At 72.9% G+C, this 15,662-nt stretch carries 15 protein-coding genes and 1 pseudogene; 13 read left to right on the top strand and 3 right to left on the bottom strand.

Annotation, left to right across the window (positions count from 1 at the left end; translation table 11 throughout):
• Window positions 1-229: 229 nt before the first annotated feature.
• The 9 genes from ABT026_RS31875 to ABT026_RS31835 all read left to right on the top strand — a co-directional run bounded on the left by ABT026_RS31875 (window position 230) and on the right by ABT026_RS31835 (window position 8,035).
• Window positions 230-640, top strand: a complete 411-nt coding sequence (locus ABT026_RS31875) for a cobalamin B12-binding domain-containing protein (RefSeq protein ID WP_351118683.1) — start codon at window positions 230-232, stop codon at window positions 638-640.
• The gene (locus ABT026_RS31870) at window positions 637-2,019 is read left to right on the top strand and encodes a methylaspartate mutase (RefSeq protein ID WP_351118682.1); all 1,383 of its coding nucleotides are present in this window, start codon (window positions 637-639) and stop codon (window positions 2,017-2,019) included. Before ABT026_RS31875 ends, ABT026_RS31870 begins: the two co-directional genes overlap by 4 nt.
• Before the next feature lie 123 nt (window positions 2,020-2,142).
• Window positions 2,143-3,147, top strand: a complete 1,005-nt coding sequence (locus ABT026_RS31865) for an asparagine synthetase A (protein ID WP_351118681.1) — start codon at window positions 2,143-2,145, stop codon at window positions 3,145-3,147.
• Window positions 3,144-4,469 (top strand): glutamate synthase-related protein, encoded by a 1,326-nt coding sequence (locus ABT026_RS31860; protein ID WP_351118680.1) that lies wholly within the window; start codon window positions 3,144-3,146, stop codon window positions 4,467-4,469. Before ABT026_RS31865 ends, ABT026_RS31860 begins: the two co-directional genes overlap by 4 nt.
• Window positions 4,466-4,798: a hypothetical protein gene (locus ABT026_RS31855; protein ID WP_351118679.1), complete on the top strand. Its 333-nt coding sequence runs from the start codon at window positions 4,466-4,468 to the stop codon at window positions 4,796-4,798. Before ABT026_RS31860 ends, ABT026_RS31855 begins: the two co-directional genes overlap by 4 nt.
• A gap of 216 nt (window positions 4,799-5,014) precedes the next feature.
• A complete protein-coding gene (locus ABT026_RS31850; RefSeq protein WP_351118678.1) occupies window positions 5,015-6,325 on the top strand; it encodes an MFS transporter in 1,311 nt (436 codons plus the stop codon).
• Window positions 6,326-6,332: 7 nt separating this feature from the next.
• The gene (locus tag ABT026_RS31845; protein ID WP_351118677.1) at window positions 6,333-7,106 is read left to right on the top strand and encodes a 4'-phosphopantetheinyl transferase family protein; all 774 of its coding nucleotides are present in this window, start codon (window positions 6,333-6,335) and stop codon (window positions 7,104-7,106) included.
• Window positions 7,107-7,275: 169 nt separating this feature from the next.
• Window positions 7,276-7,509 (top strand): hypothetical protein, encoded by a 234-nt coding sequence (locus ABT026_RS31840; protein ID WP_351118676.1) that lies wholly within the window; start codon window positions 7,276-7,278, stop codon window positions 7,507-7,509.
• Between the two features lie 16 nt (window positions 7,510-7,525).
• Complete coding sequence (locus tag ABT026_RS31835) at window positions 7,526-8,035, top strand: hypothetical protein (protein WP_351118675.1); 510 nt, start codon at window positions 7,526-7,528, stop codon at window positions 8,033-8,035.
• A 179-nt stretch (window positions 8,036-8,214) separates the two neighbouring features.
• Here the strand turns inward: ABT026_RS31835 and ABT026_RS31830 are convergent, their stop codons facing one another.
• Window positions 8,215-8,748: a hypothetical protein gene (locus tag ABT026_RS31830; RefSeq protein ID WP_351118674.1), complete on the bottom strand. Its 534-nt coding sequence runs from the start codon at window positions 8,746-8,748 to the stop codon at window positions 8,215-8,217.
• 379 nt (window positions 8,749-9,127) lie between these two features.
• Window positions 9,128-9,841: an AAA family ATPase gene (locus ABT026_RS31825; protein ID WP_351118673.1), complete on the bottom strand. Its 714-nt coding sequence runs from the start codon at window positions 9,839-9,841 to the stop codon at window positions 9,128-9,130.
• A gap of 178 nt (window positions 9,842-10,019) precedes the next feature.
• Here ABT026_RS31825 and ABT026_RS31820 point away from each other — a divergent pair, with 178 nt between their 5' ends.
• The 4 genes and pseudogenes from ABT026_RS31820 to ABT026_RS31805 all read left to right on the top strand — a co-directional run bounded on the left by ABT026_RS31820 (window position 10,020) and on the right by ABT026_RS31805 (window position 13,528).
• Complete coding sequence (locus ABT026_RS31820) at window positions 10,020-10,364, top strand: alpha/beta fold hydrolase (RefSeq protein WP_502968093.1); 345 nt, start codon at window positions 10,020-10,022, stop codon at window positions 10,362-10,364.
• Window positions 10,365-10,587: 223 nt separating this feature from the next.
• The gene (locus ABT026_RS31815) at window positions 10,588-11,946 is read left to right on the top strand and encodes an FAD-dependent oxidoreductase (protein WP_351118684.1); all 1,359 of its coding nucleotides are present in this window, start codon (window positions 10,588-10,590) and stop codon (window positions 11,944-11,946) included.
• Window positions 11,947-12,214: 268 nt separating this feature from the next.
• Window positions 12,215-12,757, top strand: a pseudogene (locus ABT026_RS31810) (RICIN domain-containing protein); the annotation flags it as partial.
• Window positions 12,758-12,883: 126 nt separating this feature from the next.
• Window positions 12,884-13,528: a pectate lyase gene (locus tag ABT026_RS31805; RefSeq protein ID WP_502968092.1), complete on the top strand. Its 645-nt coding sequence runs from the start codon at window positions 12,884-12,886 to the stop codon at window positions 13,526-13,528.
• 131 nt (window positions 13,529-13,659) lie between these two features.
• Here the strand turns inward: ABT026_RS31805 and ABT026_RS31800 are convergent, their stop codons facing one another.
• The gene (locus ABT026_RS31800; protein ID WP_351118672.1) at window positions 13,660-15,300 is read right to left on the bottom strand and encodes an ABC-F family ATP-binding cassette domain-containing protein; all 1,641 of its coding nucleotides are present in this window, start codon (window positions 15,298-15,300) and stop codon (window positions 13,660-13,662) included.
• Between the last annotated feature and the right edge of the window lie 362 nt (window positions 15,301-15,662).

Raw genomic sequence — 15,662 nt, 5'->3', positions numbered from 1 at the left:
GCCGCGGGGGCCGGGCCTTCGCGCGTTTCTCGCGCTCACGACGCACGCACAGGAGCGCTCATGGCACGCTCACGACGGGACGCGCGCTCAGGGGCACGGCGCTTCTTCCTTTTCCGTTCCACCGCCCTCCCGATTCTCCCGTGCGTGGAAGAACGTGCGGGAAACTGCCGGTCACTGCTGCCGCCTCCGCTTCCTCTTCCGGAATTCCGGGACATCTAATCTCGAAGGCATGAAGATACTCCTGAGCGGAACCGCTTCGGATTCCCACACCTGGAATCTCGTGTATCTCCAGCTCTTCCTCGGCGAGCTGGGCCACGAGGTCGTCGGACTCGGTCCCTGCGTGGACGCCGACGAGCTGGCCGACGCCTGCCGGCGGCACGCTCCCGACGCGGTGGTGCTCAGCAGCGTCAACGGGCACGGCTACCGCGACGGCCTCGCCGCCGTCCGCCGGCTGCGCGCCGAGCCCGCCCTCGCGGACGTGCCGGTGGTGATCGGCGGCAAGCTGGGCGTCGCCGGCCGCCCGCAGGAGACGGAGACGGCGCGTCTGCTGCGGGCCGGCTGCGACGCGGTCCTCGGCGACGACCTGGACGCCCTGCGCGGCTTCCTCGCCGCCCGCGTCCACCGCGGGGTGCCGGCATGACCGCCCGTCACGCGTCCTTCGGCGCCTTCGTCGCCGCCGCCGCGGACGCCGGCCGGCTCGTCGTCCAGCCCCGCATGGGGTTCGGGGACCCCCGCCTGATGCGGGCCGGCCTCGAGAGGACCCGGGCCGCCACCGCCACCACCGCGGGCACCCTCACCGTCGACAGCTACACCCGCGTCGGCGACCTGGCCGCCGCCCGCGCGGCGGTCGCCGACGGCGCGCGCCTCAACGGCTACCCGATCGCCACCCACCCGGCCTCCGTCACCCGCGCCCTCCTCGAAGGACTGGCCGGCGACGACTTCCCCGTCCAGGTCCGGCACGGCTCCGCCCGGCCCGAGGCCATCGTCCGCGCGCTCACCGCGGCCGGCCTGGACGCCACCGAGGGCGGTCCCGTCTCCTACTGCCTGCCCTACGGACGCATCCCCCTGCGGCGGTCCGTCGCCGCCTGGGCCCACGCCTGTGAACTGCTGGCCGGCGCCGTCCGCCCGGGCTCCGTCCCGCACGTGGAGAGCTTCGGCGGCTGCCTCCTCGGCCAGCTGTGCCCGCCCGGCCTGCTCGTCGCCCTGAGCGTCCTCGAGTGCCTGTTCTTCGTCCAGCACGGGATCCGCAGCGTCTCCCTCAGCTACGCCCAGCAGACCCACCCGGGCCAGGACGAGGAGGCGGTCCGCGCTCTGCGCCGGCTCGCCGCGGAGTTCCTGCCCGCGGGCGTGGACCACCACGTCGTGCTGTACACCTACATGGGCGTCCATCCGCGCACCCCGCACGGCGCGACCCGCCTCCTGGAGGCCTCCGCCCGCCTCGCGGTGCGCTCCGGGGCCGGCCGGCTCATCGTCAAGACCACTGCCGAGGCCCACCGCATCCCGACGGTGGAGGAGAACGTCCGCGCCTTGGAGACCGCGGCCGCGGCCGCCGCGCTCACCGGTCCTTCGGTCGCCCCCGAGGGCCTCGACGGCTCCGACGCCGACGGCGGCGAGGTCCTGAGGGAGGCGCGGACCCTGATCGAGACCGTCCTGGACATCGATCCCGACCTGTCCCGCGCCCTGCCCGCCGCCTTCGAACGCGGCCTGCTGGACGTCCCGTTCTGCCTCCACCCCGACAACCCGGGCCGCTCCCGCGGCCTGGTCGACCCCACCGGCCGGCTCCGCTGGGCCGCCACCGGCGGCATGCCGATAGGCGCCGACGTCACGACCGCCGCGCCCCTCACCGCCGACGGTCTCCTCGCCGCCCTCCACCACGTCGCCCGCCGTTTCGACTCCCCGCCTCCGGCCCCCGAGGGCGGCCACGACCGTCCCCCTGCCGCCCGCCTCACCGTCCGGCCGCCCGCCCCGACCCCGACCTCGGCATCGACCTCGGCATCGGCATCGACCACCGTCACGTAGCCCTCGACCTGGACGTTCCCTCGCCCTCGCCGCTCCCCTCCCCCTCGCCGCTCCCCTCCCCCTCGTTCCCGTCCTCGCTCTCGCCTCGTCCCGTCCCGCCCCGTCTCGTGAAGGAGTCCTGTCATGGACCGCACCATCCGCGCCGACGCACCGGGCACGCCGCCGCCGCTCGGCGAGCACCTCCGCTCGCCCCGGCTGCGCGCCGCCATGCTCGTCCAGCAGGAAGCCCTCCAGGCCGCCCGCGACTTCCTGCGCGGCGAGGGCTTCACCGAGCTGCTGCCCCCGCTCGTCGGGCCGGTCACCGACCCCGGAGGCCGCGGCGCCAAGGCCCTGGACGTCGACTACTACGGCCACCCCTACAAGCTGATGACCAGCGCCATCCTCTACAAGCAGGCGTCGCTGCGCGGCTTCCCCAAGCTCTTCTACATCGCGCCGAACGTCCGCGTGGAACCCGAGGAGACCGCCACCACCGGCCGCCACCTCGTCGAGTTCCACCAGATCGACGTGGAGATCGCCGGGGCGACCCGCGAGGACGCCCAGGAGATCGCCGCCGGACTGCTCACCCATGTCGCCGAGCACGTCTGGACCGCCGTCCCCGGCCAGCTGAACGAACTCGGGCGCAGGGAGGAGGACTTCGCGGACATCCGCAGCGGCAAGTACGACGTCTGCACCCACGAGGAGGCCGTGCGCCGCCTCCTCGCCGCAGGTCACCCGCAGAACCCCGACGGCGAGATCGACTGGACCGGTGAACGCCTGCTGTCCCTGGAGAGCGACCGCGCCTTCTTCGTCAACGACTACCCCAAGGGGTCCCGCGGCTTCTACGACCGCGAGGACCCGGACCACCCCGGCGTGCTGCGCAACTTCGACCTGCTCGCCCCCCACGGCTACGGCGAACTCGTCTCCGGCAGCGAGCGCGAGGCCGACTACGCCACCATCGTCACCCGCATGCGGGAGAGCGGCGAGAACCCCGCCAAGTACGCCTGGTACCTCAAGGAGGCCCGCGACGGCATCCCGGCCAGCGCCGGCTTCGGGATGGGACTGCAGCGCCTGGTCCGCTTCCTCACCGGCCTCGACGCCCTCTGGCAGGTCAGCGCCTACCCCAAGCTCCCCGGGGCGGTGACCCCGTGAACGCCCTCACCGCACCCGGCTTTCCCGAGGAGCGGATCCGCGCCCGCGCCCGCCACGGCACCGCCGAGGTCTTCCCCGACCCGGCCATGTACGGCGCCCGCCTCTTCGGTCCTTCACCGGCCGCCGCCCCACCGCGGGACGACCTCGACCGGGCGCGCATCGTGCCGCCCGTGTTCATGCCCCAGCGGCTCGAGAAGCTCATCGACCTCGCCCGCGAACCCGAGTTCGCCGACGTCGATCTCACCACCCGCGCCGGCGGCCTCACCGCCCGGCTCCCCCTGTACCTGTCCGCCTTCGGTTCCACCCGGGCCGGCAGCGGGGACCTCGCCCTCCACGCGAGCCGGCAGGCCGGCCGGCTGGGCATCCCCATGGTCATCGGGGAGAACATGATCCCCGTCCACGGCTACCGCAGCGCCGACGACACCACCCGCTCCGCGCTCCTCGCGCGCGTCGAGGCCTACCTGGAGGCCGCACCCGAGGGAACCGGTGGCGTGATCGTCCAGCAGTCCACCGAGGACGCCGACTCCGAGGTCTGGAACCTCCTCTACAGCGACCCCGCCACCCGGCCCCTCCTGGAGACCGGCCGCCTCGCCTTCGAGCTGAAGACCGGTCAGGGCGCCAAGCCCGGCCTCGGCGGCATGACCGTCGTCGGACGCGAGGAGGCCGCACGGCTCGCCCGCCGCTTCACCGTCCAGGAGGTCTTCGGCCCCGACGACGACCACCGGTTGCGCTGCGCCACCCCCGGCACCTTCACCGACGAGATCCTCCGCCAGCAGCTCCGCTTCATGCGCAACAACTTCCCCAGGGCCCGGACCTGGGTGAAGTTCCACCCGGGCCGTGACATCGCGCACGCCGCGCGCACCGCCTGGGCGGCCGGCGCCGACGCCGTCACCGTCGACGGCGCCGAGGGCGGCACCGGTTGGGCCCCCGGCGTCTTCCTCGACCAGGTGGGCCTGCCCCTCGCCGAATGCCTGCGTCGCATCGGCCGCCCCGGCGGATGCCTCCTCGCCGGCGGCGGCATGTGGGAAGGCGGCCGCGTCCTGCGCGCCCTCGCCCTCGGCGCCACCGCCGTAGGACTCGGCCGCGCCGCCCTGATCGCGGTCGACGAGGACCCCGAGCGCGGCCTCGAGCGCCTCGCCGAGAGCATCGCCCTCGAATTGCGGCTGCTGATCAGTGCCCTCGGCAAATACGCCGTCACCGGCTTGGACGCCGACGACCTGTGGTGGCCCGGCGATCCCGCCATGACGGCGACCGCCGCCCCGGCAGAGCCGGCCGGCGACCGGACCGAGGCCACGGCCGGCACACCGGGGAGTACGGCATGATCCGCCGTCGCCGCCGCGGAACCGTCCACGTCCGCTTCTCCGTCCTCGAGACCCCCGGCGTCACCGTCACCGCGTCCCCGCGCGCGGTCACGGGCGAGGACACCCTCGCCGTCGCGGCCCGCGGCACCGCCCAGCGGGCCCTCGCCCAGGCCGGCCGCGGCCACGTCGGGGGCCGCCTCGAACTGCGCGCCCCGGCACCGACCGCACCCGGCCCGCGCCGGCGTCGCGCCGTACGCCGGGCCGCCGACCGCGCCGTCACCCTCGCAGTCCGCACCGCCCTGCGCGGCGGCACCGCCGACGTCCGCGTCCGCGTCCGCCCACCCGCCTGACCCGACCACCCCGGATCCGCCCCCGCCCCCGCGACGGCTCCGTCCGCCGCCGTTCCCCTCGTGCCCGCCCGGGCCCCGCCTCGTGCCCGCACCGCTGCCTCGACGGATCCCCGCACCCGTTCCCGCCGCGTCCCCGCAGTCCGCACTCCCGCGCTCCCCGCTCGTCCCGCACTCGCTCCAGTCCTCCGACCCGACAGCCCACAGGAAGCCGGACCCATGACGACCACCTCCGACACCCCGCCCCGAGTCGACTGGCCCCGCATCAGCAGCCTGGTCGCAGGCCAGGCCGCCGTGCAGGGCGGAAGCTACGCCCTGCTCATCGCCATGAGCTGGACCGCCGTCCAGCTCGGCGGATCCGGAGCGGTCACCCTGGTGACCCTGGCCGCAACCCTGCCCCGCGTCCTCACCCTCCTCTTCGGAGGCGCCCTCACCGACGTGCTGGGCCCGCGCGCCCTCCTGCTGCCCGCCACCGGCGCCCGCGTCGCCGTCCTCGCCGCCGGCGCCCTGGTCACCATGACCACGGACACGCTGTGGCCCCTGGTCGCCATCGCCCTCGTCGAAGGCACCCTCCTCGGGCTGACCGGCTCCGCCTCCGGCGTCCTGCTGCCCCGCCTCGCCCCCGAGGACCAACTCGGCCGCGCCAACTCCCTGTTCTCGATGGTGCTGCGCCTCGCCCCGATCGCCGGAACCCCCCTCGGCGCCTGGCTGGTCACCGTCGGCGAGCTGCCCGCGGCGATGACGGTCGCCGCCGTGTGCTGTGCGATCTGGCTGCTGTGCGCCGCCCACGTCACGCACGGCATGGCCAGGCCCGAACCCGTCCCCGACGGCCCCTCCCTGCTGCGCCGTTCCGGCGACGGCTTCCGCCTCCTGGCCTCCCACCCGCGGCTGCGCTGGATGTTCATCGCCTGCTTCTGCATCGACGTCGCCTTCCTGTGGCCCGCCGAGGTCGGCCTCCCCATGCGGGCCCACTCGGAGGGCTGGGGCGTCGGAGCCGTCGCCCTGGTCCTGTCCGCCTTCAGCGCCGGCGCCCTGGCCTCCGCCGCCGTCGGCGCGGCCCTGGCCCATCGCATCCCCGCGCTCGCGAAGCTCGTGGTGACCGGCTTCGGTCTCGCCGGCGGCATGGCCGCCATGGCTCTCGTCCCGTCGCCCGCCGTCCTGGCCGGCACCGCCTGCGCCGTCGGCCTCTGCTCCGGCCTCAACGGCCCCGCCCTGGTGACCGCCTACCAGCAGGCCGTTCCGCGGGGCCGCATGGGCGTCGCGATGTCCACCTTCACCCTCTCCGGCATCGGCGCCGCGCCCTTGTCCCTGGCCCTGTTCTCCGCCGTCTCCACCCAGCTCGGGCCGACCCGGACGTGGCTGGTCTGCGCCGGCCTCGTCGCCTTCTCCCCGATCGCCGTCGCCCTCGCCTTCCGCAGCCCCGTCACGCCCGCCGAGGCGCCGGCCGAGGCTCCCGCCAAGGCGCTCGTCGAGGCGCCCCGCTCCGACCGCACCCGCACCGCACCGGAGCCCACCGCCACTTCCGTGTGAGGCAGACATGTCCCTCCTTGACCATCCCGTGCCGCCCGCCCCGCCCTCCCCGCCCGAGGCCGCCGCGTCGCTCCCCGAGGCCGCCGCGTTGCTCCCCGAGCCCCTGCCGCCCCTTCCCGCTCCCCTGCCCAGGCCTGTCCGCCCGCCCGCCGCCCGGCCGCAGTTGTGGCTGGTGACCACCGCTGTCCACGAGGCGGCCGCCGCACGCCACGCACCGCTCGTCCTCGAGCCGGCCGAACTCGCCAGGGCGGCGGAACTGCGCCGGCCCGCCGACCGCGCCACCTACCTGTGCGCACACGTCGGGCTGCGCCGCCTGCTCGGCTCCCACCTCGGCGTCGCGCCGAGCAAGGTGCCGCTGGCCCGCGCCCCCTGCCCCTGCTGCGGGGAACCCCACGGACGTCCCGTGCTCCCGGACGGTCGGCTGCACTTCTCGCTGTCCCACTGCGAAGGGCTGAGCCTCATCGCCCTCGCCCCGGCCCCGGTCGGCGTGGACATCGAACCGGTACCGCACCCCGACACCGTGTCGGAGGCCGCGGACGTCCTGCACCCGGCGGAGTCGGCGGAGCTGGCCGCTCTCGCGCCGGACCTACGCCCCGACGCGTTCACCCGCGTGTGGACCAGGAAGGAGGCATACCTCAAAGGTCTCGGCGTCGGCCTGGGCGACGATCCGGCCGGTACCCGCGTCGGCGCGGGGCGGCAGCCCGCCGCCCCGGTCGGCTGGCTGCTGGCCGACGTCGCCGTCCCCGCCGGGCACTACGCCGCCGTCGCCGTCCGGCTGTGAACCTCCGGCAGTCCGACGGCGGCGCCTGTCCCGCCGCCGGACCGCCCCACCGACTGCCGCCCGCACCGGCCCCCCGCCGCCACCCTGGTGGAGCCGCCGGCCTCCTCCGGGAGGCCGAGGGCTCCGACCACCCCAAGATTCACGGCACTCGAGCACTCGAGGAGTACAGATGAACAAGAAGACCACTCGCGCCGCGGTCGTCGGCACCGCAGCCCTCTTCGCCGCCGCCCTCACCGCGGGCCAGGCGTCCGCCGCCGAGGCGCGGCCCGCCCGGATCACCTCGGTCCAGCAGCTGCAGGAGAGCATCCTGCAGGCCGCCGCCCACGAGCTGGAGACGGCCGCCGGAGCCGAGCTGGGCACTGACCCCGTCGGCAAGGCCGCCGACCTGACGCGCTCCTCCTGACGGGACGGTGATCACCGTGGCAGAGCGGATGTCATCGCGGACCTGGTGCCCCAGCGGGGACCCGCACGCTCCCGAGGCGGTCGCCCTGGGCGTCCGGTCGGGGCAGGACGGCGGCGTCGTCTACCTCGCCGACCCCGTTCCGGCGTCCCAGGTTCTCGGTATGGTGCCCGAGGGCGTCGAGCCGCGCCGCGTCCTGCGGTTCGCCTCGCACTGCGCATCGAACTGCGTGAACCGCCGTGGGGACGACTGCACCCTGGTCGAACGGGTCCTGGCCGCCCCGGCCGCGACCGCGACCGCTGTGCCACGGTGCCACCTGCGGACGCAGTGCCAGTGGTGGAGCCAGACGGGCGTGGAGGCGTGCCGCCGGTGCCCGGCGGTCTCCACCGTCCACCTGGCCGAGGACCGCCTCGGCGAACTCATGGCCGACCCGTCCACCACCCGGGAGCAGTTGGACGAGTGGATCGCGGCCAACCCCGCCGGGGCCGCCGCTGCCCGGGCCACCGGAGCCGCCGTGACCGGGGGCTGACCCGCGCACAGGGCACCGGCGGCGACGGCGTCCAGGAGGCGGTGGCACGACACCGCCCCGTGGACGCCGTACCCGGATCCGGGCGGCGTCGCCGTCCGTGCCAGGGGCGGGAGGTCCGCTCGCCGCGTGAGGCGTCCCGGATCTCGGGGCGCCCGGAACGCCTCCGACTCCGCCACGGGTCAGGCGGATCCGTTGTAGTAGAGGATGTCCCAGTGGTTGCGGCTGCGCTCGTCCGCGTACACGTTCTTGTTCATCGAGCGGAACAGCCGCGTGCCGTCCTTGCGCTGGCCGGCGCGCTTGAAGTTCTTGTTGACGAATCCCGTGACGCAGGGGGTTCGAGAGATGTCGATCTTGTAACCCGCTTCGTGGCCGTACGGGCCCTTGGCGTGAACGCCGCGCTCGGTTCCCCCGGTGACCGTGATGTTCGAGCACTTGCTGATCCGCTTGAAGCGGATCAGCCCCGAGACGGTCGTCCTGTTGATGCCCTGCAGGGAAGTGCACCTCGGGTTGTTCACGTTGGAACAGTTCCCGCTCGAGCTGACGCGGATGCCGGCCTTGTCCAGCAGCGCCTTGGCCTGGCTGTGGGTGTACTTGGCCGGTGCGGCGTCCGCGGGTCCGGCCACAGCGACGACTCCTGCCGTCGAGACAGCGAGGAGCACCGAGGACCAGCGTGTAGCGCGCTTCAAGAAGACCTCCAGGTGACTGTGAGTCACGCCCTGACGGGACATTTCACCAGTAATGCTCACGCACTCATCAACCACCTGGAAGCGCCCTGAAGAGTGATCATTCGGATGACGGGTTGACCGCGCACCGAGTGCGGGCACGAAGCCGTCGGCGGCCCGTGCGGGTCGCGCGGGCAGGACCGGAAGTGCGCATCCGACACGCTCGTCCGCCTCGGCCGCCGGTTCCGCCGCCTTCTCGGCGCGGATGAGGTCCGGGCCGCGATCCGCCCGGTCGAAATCCGCTGGTCGAGCCAGGCGGCACGCCCCGGGGACCCCCGCGGTAGGTCCGTAGTCGAACCGGTTGCCGCACCCCACCGCCGTCGGACCTTCTCGCCGGCCCTGGCAGGTGGGGGCGGTGGGCCGGCCGCGTCTACGGCTCGATGATGTGCCGGAGATAAGCCTGTGGCTCGGCCAGATAACGGCGCCAGTGGTCCACGAGTGCGAGCTCCCGCCAGGCGACTCTCCGCGTGCCGTGCTCGCCGACCTCGAGGATGTCCGCGCCTGGCAGGGCGGTCAGCAAGGGGGAGTGCGTGGCACAGATGACTTGACCGCCCGCTTTGGCCAACCGGTCGATGTGCCCGATCAGTTCGAGGCAGGACGAGAAGGACAGTGCTGCCTCCGGCTCGTCGAGAACGTAGAGGCCGGCGTGAAGGAACTTTCCGCGGAACGCCTCGAGAAAGCCTTCACCATGGCTCACCGAGTCGGGTGAGAATCCTTCCCTGTCCAGTGCGTCCAGCGCTGTCTCGGCCCGCAGGAAGAATCCCTTGCGGGCCGACCAACTGGTGATCATCTTGCGTCCACGCCCCGTGGCCGCTTCGAACCTCATCCGCTCGCCGAGCACCGACCGGCCGCGTGGGGAGGCGTATCGCCAGTCGTGGGAGCCGCCGTAGGAGTCCAGGCCGAAACCCTCGGCCAGCGCCTCGACCAGGGTCGACTTCCCCGAACCGTTCTCACCGACCAGGAAGGTCACCGGCGCCGTGAAGCGCAGCCCTTCGTCGAGCAACTGGCGGACGCAAGGGACCGACCAGGGCCAGGTGTCCTCGTCGTACGAGGAGAGGTGAGCATACGCGCGTTCGACGATCACTCGACCAGTGTCCCCCAGGACGAGCACCGTGACCCGGCTCCGCGCACACCACCGGACGCGGTGCGGCCACCGCCCGGTGAACCACCGTGCGGTGTTGCTCGTAGTGAGCTGTGCCCCCTGAGGCACAGGAGCCCTTGCCGGGCGTCGACCTTGCCGGCTGCCGTTGGGGGCGCCGGCGGTGCGGCCGAGTTCCGCGGAGGTCACCGCCGACCGATCCGGCCAGGAAACGCTGCCCCTCCGGCCCTCAGGGCCACCATCCCTCTACCGAGAGTTGTTGATGATGCGTATCCCGATCGCCGCTGCCGCACTTGGGGAGAAGTCCACCGGGGCCGCCTGGAAGGCCATTCCCTCGTGGTCGTTGGTCACCACCGAGGACCTGAACATCCCTGTGGCCGCCCAGCGCTTCATGTCCGCCCGCGCCAACGCCCGTACCACCGAGGTCGACGCCTCGCATGCGGTGACCGTCTCCCGTCCCGGTGCCGTGACCCGCATCGTCGAACAGGCCGCCGGCACCGTCCGCTGAGCAGGACCTGCCTTCCCGCGCCGGCCCGTCGACGTGGCGCCTGACCCCGCATCAGCGCTCGGGAGCGAGGGGCCACTACCCGAAAACCTGCCAAACCAGCGCGCCGAGGGGAATACTGGTCCCTCCGACGACACGCAGCAGGGGAGACACATCGGTGGAATCCGTACGGAGGACGGGTCGCTCGGGCAGGGGTGAGGATCGCGGCGGGCGGCGTGCGGTCGTGGTGGGCGGGAGCCTCGCGGGGCTGCTCGCCGCTCATGTCCTCGCCGAGCACGTCGACCGGGTGACCGTTGTCGAACGAGACCGGTTCCCGGCCGGCACCGGGCCACGGCCCGGGGTGCCGCAGGCCCGGCATCCGCATGTGCTGCTGGAGGGCGGCCAGGTAGCCCTGGACTCACTGCTTCCCGGCTTCGTCGCGGAGTTGCGGGCCGCGGGTGCGCCGCGTGTGGGCATGCCGTCGGACCTGGTGCAGCAGCAGGACGGACGTTGGTTCAGGAGACTTGCCGCGACGACGCACATCTACACGGGTTCCCGAGCCCAGCTGGAGGAGCTGGTGCGACAGCGCGTCCTCGCGAACCCCATGATCAGCGTGGCGGAGAAGACCGAGGTCGTCGGCCTTCACGGTGACGCCCGGCGGGTGCGGGGCGTCCTGGTCCGGGAGCGGTCCGGTGATGCCCGGGGAACGCACCAGGTCCTCGAGGCCGACCTGGTGGTCGACGCCTCCGGCGCGGGGACGAAGGCTCCGCAATGGCTGACGGCCATCGGCGCCGAGGCCGCGCATGAGGAGACCATCGAGACGGGTCTGGCGTACTCCTCCCGCGTCTACCGAGGCCGGGACGGCGTCCTGGACGGCGACACCCGCGGCTACTACGTCTACCCCAGTCCCGCCCAGGTCTACGCCGGCGGTGCCCTGCCCCTGGAGGACGGCACCCACCTGGTCGTCGTCTCGGGCCTCCGCGGTGACGAACCACCCACGGACGGCGACGAGTTCGTGACGTACGTCAGGAAACGGCTGCCGCATCCGCTCCTGCACCGGTGGCTGGACGAAGCAGAACCCCTGACTCCCGCGTTCGCGTTCCGGCGGACCGCGAACATCCGCCGTCGCTACGACCTGCCCGGCCGCCGCCCGGCCGGATTCCTCGCCACCGGCGACGCCCTGTGCACGTTCAACCCGATCTACGGACAGGGCATGTCCGTCGCCGCGATGAGCGCGGTCGTCCTGCGCGACGCACTGGCCGATCCACGCCGGCCCCCCACGACGCGACGCGTGCAGAAGGCGCTCCTCACGGCGTCCGGGCAGGCGTGGAACATCTCGGCCGGGTCCGACCGGTCGATGCCGGGCGCGGTGGGCAACGCGCTGGCGATCGAGCCGGGGGACCGCGTCGCGGACTGGTACCTCCGGCGCGTCCTGGAACGCTACCCCGCCGACCCCGTGGTGGGGCGTGCCTTCCGCTCCGTGCTGGGCCTGTGCGCACCGGTCACCAGCCTGTTCGCCCCGTCCGTGGCCCGTGCCGTTCTCTTCGAGCCGCCCACACCGACACCCGCCGAGCCGCCGACGGCACCGGAGGCCCCCGGGAGGTGACCGAGCCCGCCGGCCGAGGTCCCGGGAGTGCTGGGCCCCGGTCGCGTGACGGTCTGCAGTGCCGTGCGTGCCGGCCTGGGCCCGGCCGATACTTTCGCTCGACTTATTGACCGCCCCATGTGCGTGACTTACCGTCACACTGGTTCGCATACGTGAACATGGTTCACCCAGCCGAATGTTGTTCCGCGGCCGGGAACCGGCCTTCACCACCGCACCACTCCCCACAGGTGCCTGCGGAGGACGCCGCAGGCGGTGAAAGGAATAGCCAGTGCGCACTGAGAATAAGCACGTCAGAAGGCGTGGCGGCCGCGCTGCCGCCGCCTTGTTCGCCGTGGTGTCACTCCTCGTCGCGGGCCTCACGGCCCTCTTCGCGACCGGCTCGGCCTCGGCGGCACCCGCCGCAGGCTCGTACAGCCTGAAGAACTTAGCAAGCGGTCTGTGTCTGGGAGTGCCGGGCGCCTCCACGGCTGCGGGCACGCAGCTCGCCCAGAGCTCCTGCACCGGAGCCGCGAGCCAGACCTGGAAGCTCACCGCCTCAGGCAGCGGCTACACGCTGGCCGCCGCGCACAGCGCCAAGTGCGCGGGCGTGCGGGACGCCTCCACGAGCGCGGGCAAGGCCGTGGAGCAGCAGAACTGCGCCGGGACCGCCACCCAGGTGTGGACCCTGACGTCGGTCAGCGGCAACACCTACCGGGTCGTCAACAGCAACGGCGGCAAGTGCCTGAACGTCAAGGACAGTTCGACCGCCTCCGGCGCCCTGGTGCAGCAGAACTCCTGCGACTCCGTGACGAGCAAGAGCTGGACCTTCACGGCCTCGGGCACCGTCCCCACCGACCCGCCGACCACCCCGACGGACCCGCCGACCAACCCGACGGACCCGCCCACGAACCGGCCGTCATGGCCGACCGCCAACGGCAGCCAGGCGGTCTCGTCGACCATCGAGGTCTCGGGCACGTACGACGGTGGCATGAAGCGCCTGTACGGCAGCGGCGATCTGGGCAGCGGCGGCCAGGACGAGGACCAGCCCCCGATCATCAAGCTGGCGGACGGCGCCACCCTGCAGAACGTCATCCTCGGCGCTCCGGCCGCCGACGGTGTGCACTGCGCGGGCACCTGCACCATCAAGAACGTCTGGTGGGAGGACGTGGGCGAGGACGCCGCGACCTTCCGCGGCGGCTCCTCCTCGACGGTCCGCACCATCGACGGCGGTGGCGCGAGGCTGGCCGAGGACAAGGTGTTCCAGCACAACGGCGTCGGCACCCTGGTCGTGAAGAACTTCCAGGTCGACGACTTCGGCAAGCTGGTCCGTTCCTGCGGCAACTGCTCCACGCAGAACGCCCGCCACATCCAGCTGCAGAACATCTGGGCGACCGCCCCGGGCACCAGCCTGGTCGGCATCAACACCAACTACGGTGACACGGCTCGGATCTCGGGGGTCACGATCTACGAGGACGAGGACCGTGACATGAAGATCTGCACGAAGTACAAGGGCACGACGAGCGGTGAGCCGAGCGAGATCGGCTCGGGTGCGGACGGCACGTACTGCATCTACTCCGCGTCGGAGATCACGTACGTCGACTGAGAAGCGGTGCGTTCGTCCGGGCCCGTCCCTCCCCGCAGCGCCGGGAGGGACGGGCCCTCCGTTCGGGACCTCCGCGTTCGGGCCCTCCGGGTTCGGTCCGTCGGGGTCGGCCCTCCGGGTTCGGCCGGTGGTCAGCCGGCCTCGGTGACCTTGCCGTCGGCGACCTCGACCCGGCGCGTGGTGCGCACCGCCTCCAGCATCCGCCGGTCGTGGGTCACCAGGAGCAGCGTCCCCGTGTACGCCTCCAGGGCCGACTCCAGCTGCTCGATGGCCGGCAGGTCGAGGTGGTTGGTCGGCTCGTCCAGGACCAGCAGATTGACGCCCCTGCCCTGGAGCAGGGCGAGACCCGCGCGGGTGCGCTCGCCGGGCGAGAGCGTGGTCGCGGGCCTCAACACATGTGCGGCGCGCAGGCCGAACTTGGCGAGGAGCGTGCGCACCTCGGCGGGCTCGGTGTCGGGGACGGCGGCGCAGAAGGCCTCCAGCAGGGTCTCCGTGCCGTGGAAGAGCTTGCGCGCCTGGTCCACCTCCCCCACCACCACGCCCGATCCGAGCGAGGCGTGGCCCGAGTCCAGCGGCAGCCTGCCGAGCAGGGCGGCGAGCAGCGTGGACTTGCCCGCGCCGTTGGCGCCGGTGATGGCGACCCGGTCGGCCCAGTCGATCTGCAGGGTGGCCGGTCCGAACATGAAGTCACCCCGGGCCACGACGGCGTCGCGCAGGGTGGCCACCACGGAGCCGGAGCGCGGCGCGGAGGCGATCTCCATCCGCAGCTCCCACTCCTTGCGGGGCTCCTCGACGACGTCGAGACGCTCGATCATGCGCTGGGTCTGCTTGGCCTTGGCCGCCTGCTTCTCGCTGGCCTCGCTGCGGAACTTGCGGCCTGCCTTGTCGTTGTCGGTGGCCTTGCGACGGGCGTTCTTGACGCCCTTCTCCATCCACGCCCGCTGCGTATGGGCACGGCTCTCGAGCGCGGAGCGCTTGTCGGCGTACTCCTCGTACTCCTCGCGCGCGTGGGAACGGGCGCGTTCGCGTTCCTCCAGGTAGGAGGCGTACCCACCGCCGTAGAGGTTGATCTGCTGCTGGGCGAGATCCAGTTCCAGGACCTTCGTGACCGTACGCATCAGGAACTCGCGGTCGTGGCTGACCACCACTACGCCGGCCCGCAGCCCCGAGACGAAGCGCTCCAGGCGTTCCAGACCGTCGAGGTCGAGGTCGTTGGTGGGCTCGTCGAGGAGGAAGACGTCGTAGCGCGAGAGGAGCAGCGAGGCCAGTCCCGCGCGTGCGGCCTGTCCGCCGGAGAGGGCGGTCATCGGAAGGTCGAGGCCGACGGTGAGACCGAGGTCGGCGGCGACCTCCTCGGCACGATCGTCCAGATCGGCCCCGCCGAGCGCGAGCCAGCGCTCCAGGGTCTCCGCGTAGGCGTCGTCGGCGCCGGGGACCCCGTCGACCAGCGCCTGGGTCGCGGCATCCATCGCGGCCTGGGCGTCGGCCACCCCCGTGCGGCGGGCGAGGAACTCCCGCACGGACTCCCCCGGGCGGCGCTCGGGTTCCTGCGGGAGATGGCCGACGGTGGCGGTGGGCGGGGAGAGCCGGAGCTCACCCTCCTCGGGCCGGTCCAGCCCGGCGAGCAGGCGGAGCAGCGAGGACTTACCGGCGCCGTTGGCTCCCACGAGACCGATCACGTCCCCGGGCGCGACGACGAGGTCGAGTCCCGTGAAGAGGGTGCGGTCACCGTGTCCGGCGGCGAGTTCCTTGGCGACGAGGGTGGCAGTCATCAGGGGGCTGATCCTAACGAACGAGGACGTGGCCTCCGGTCGCCCCGTCGCTCACCCCGAGCCCTCGCCTCCTCCCCGGTCGCCGAAGCCTGACGGAGAGCGTTACTTCGGCAACTGCATGCGACGACGGGGCCCTCCCTCTGTGAGGGCAGGCATGGGGCGCGCGTCACGTACGAAAGACGCTAGAAGCCGCACTCGGGGCAGCCGGCCCACTGAACAGGTGCGATGCCCGCATCCCGGCGACCAGCGATGCTGCTCTACGATCCAGCGTCGTAGATCACATCTTTGCTTTGCGATTTCGCCGTCGCTAAGAATTGCACTCGTCGCTCAGCAAGCCGCGTCTTCCGACCGCGGCACCCCCG

The organism is Streptomyces sp. NPDC002734, assembly GCF_040295685.1.
GTDB lineage: Bacteria > Actinomycetota > Actinomycetes > Streptomycetales > Streptomycetaceae > Streptomyces.
Note: the sequence above shows the minus strand (reverse complement) of the source record. Positions and strands in the feature narration are given on the sequence as shown.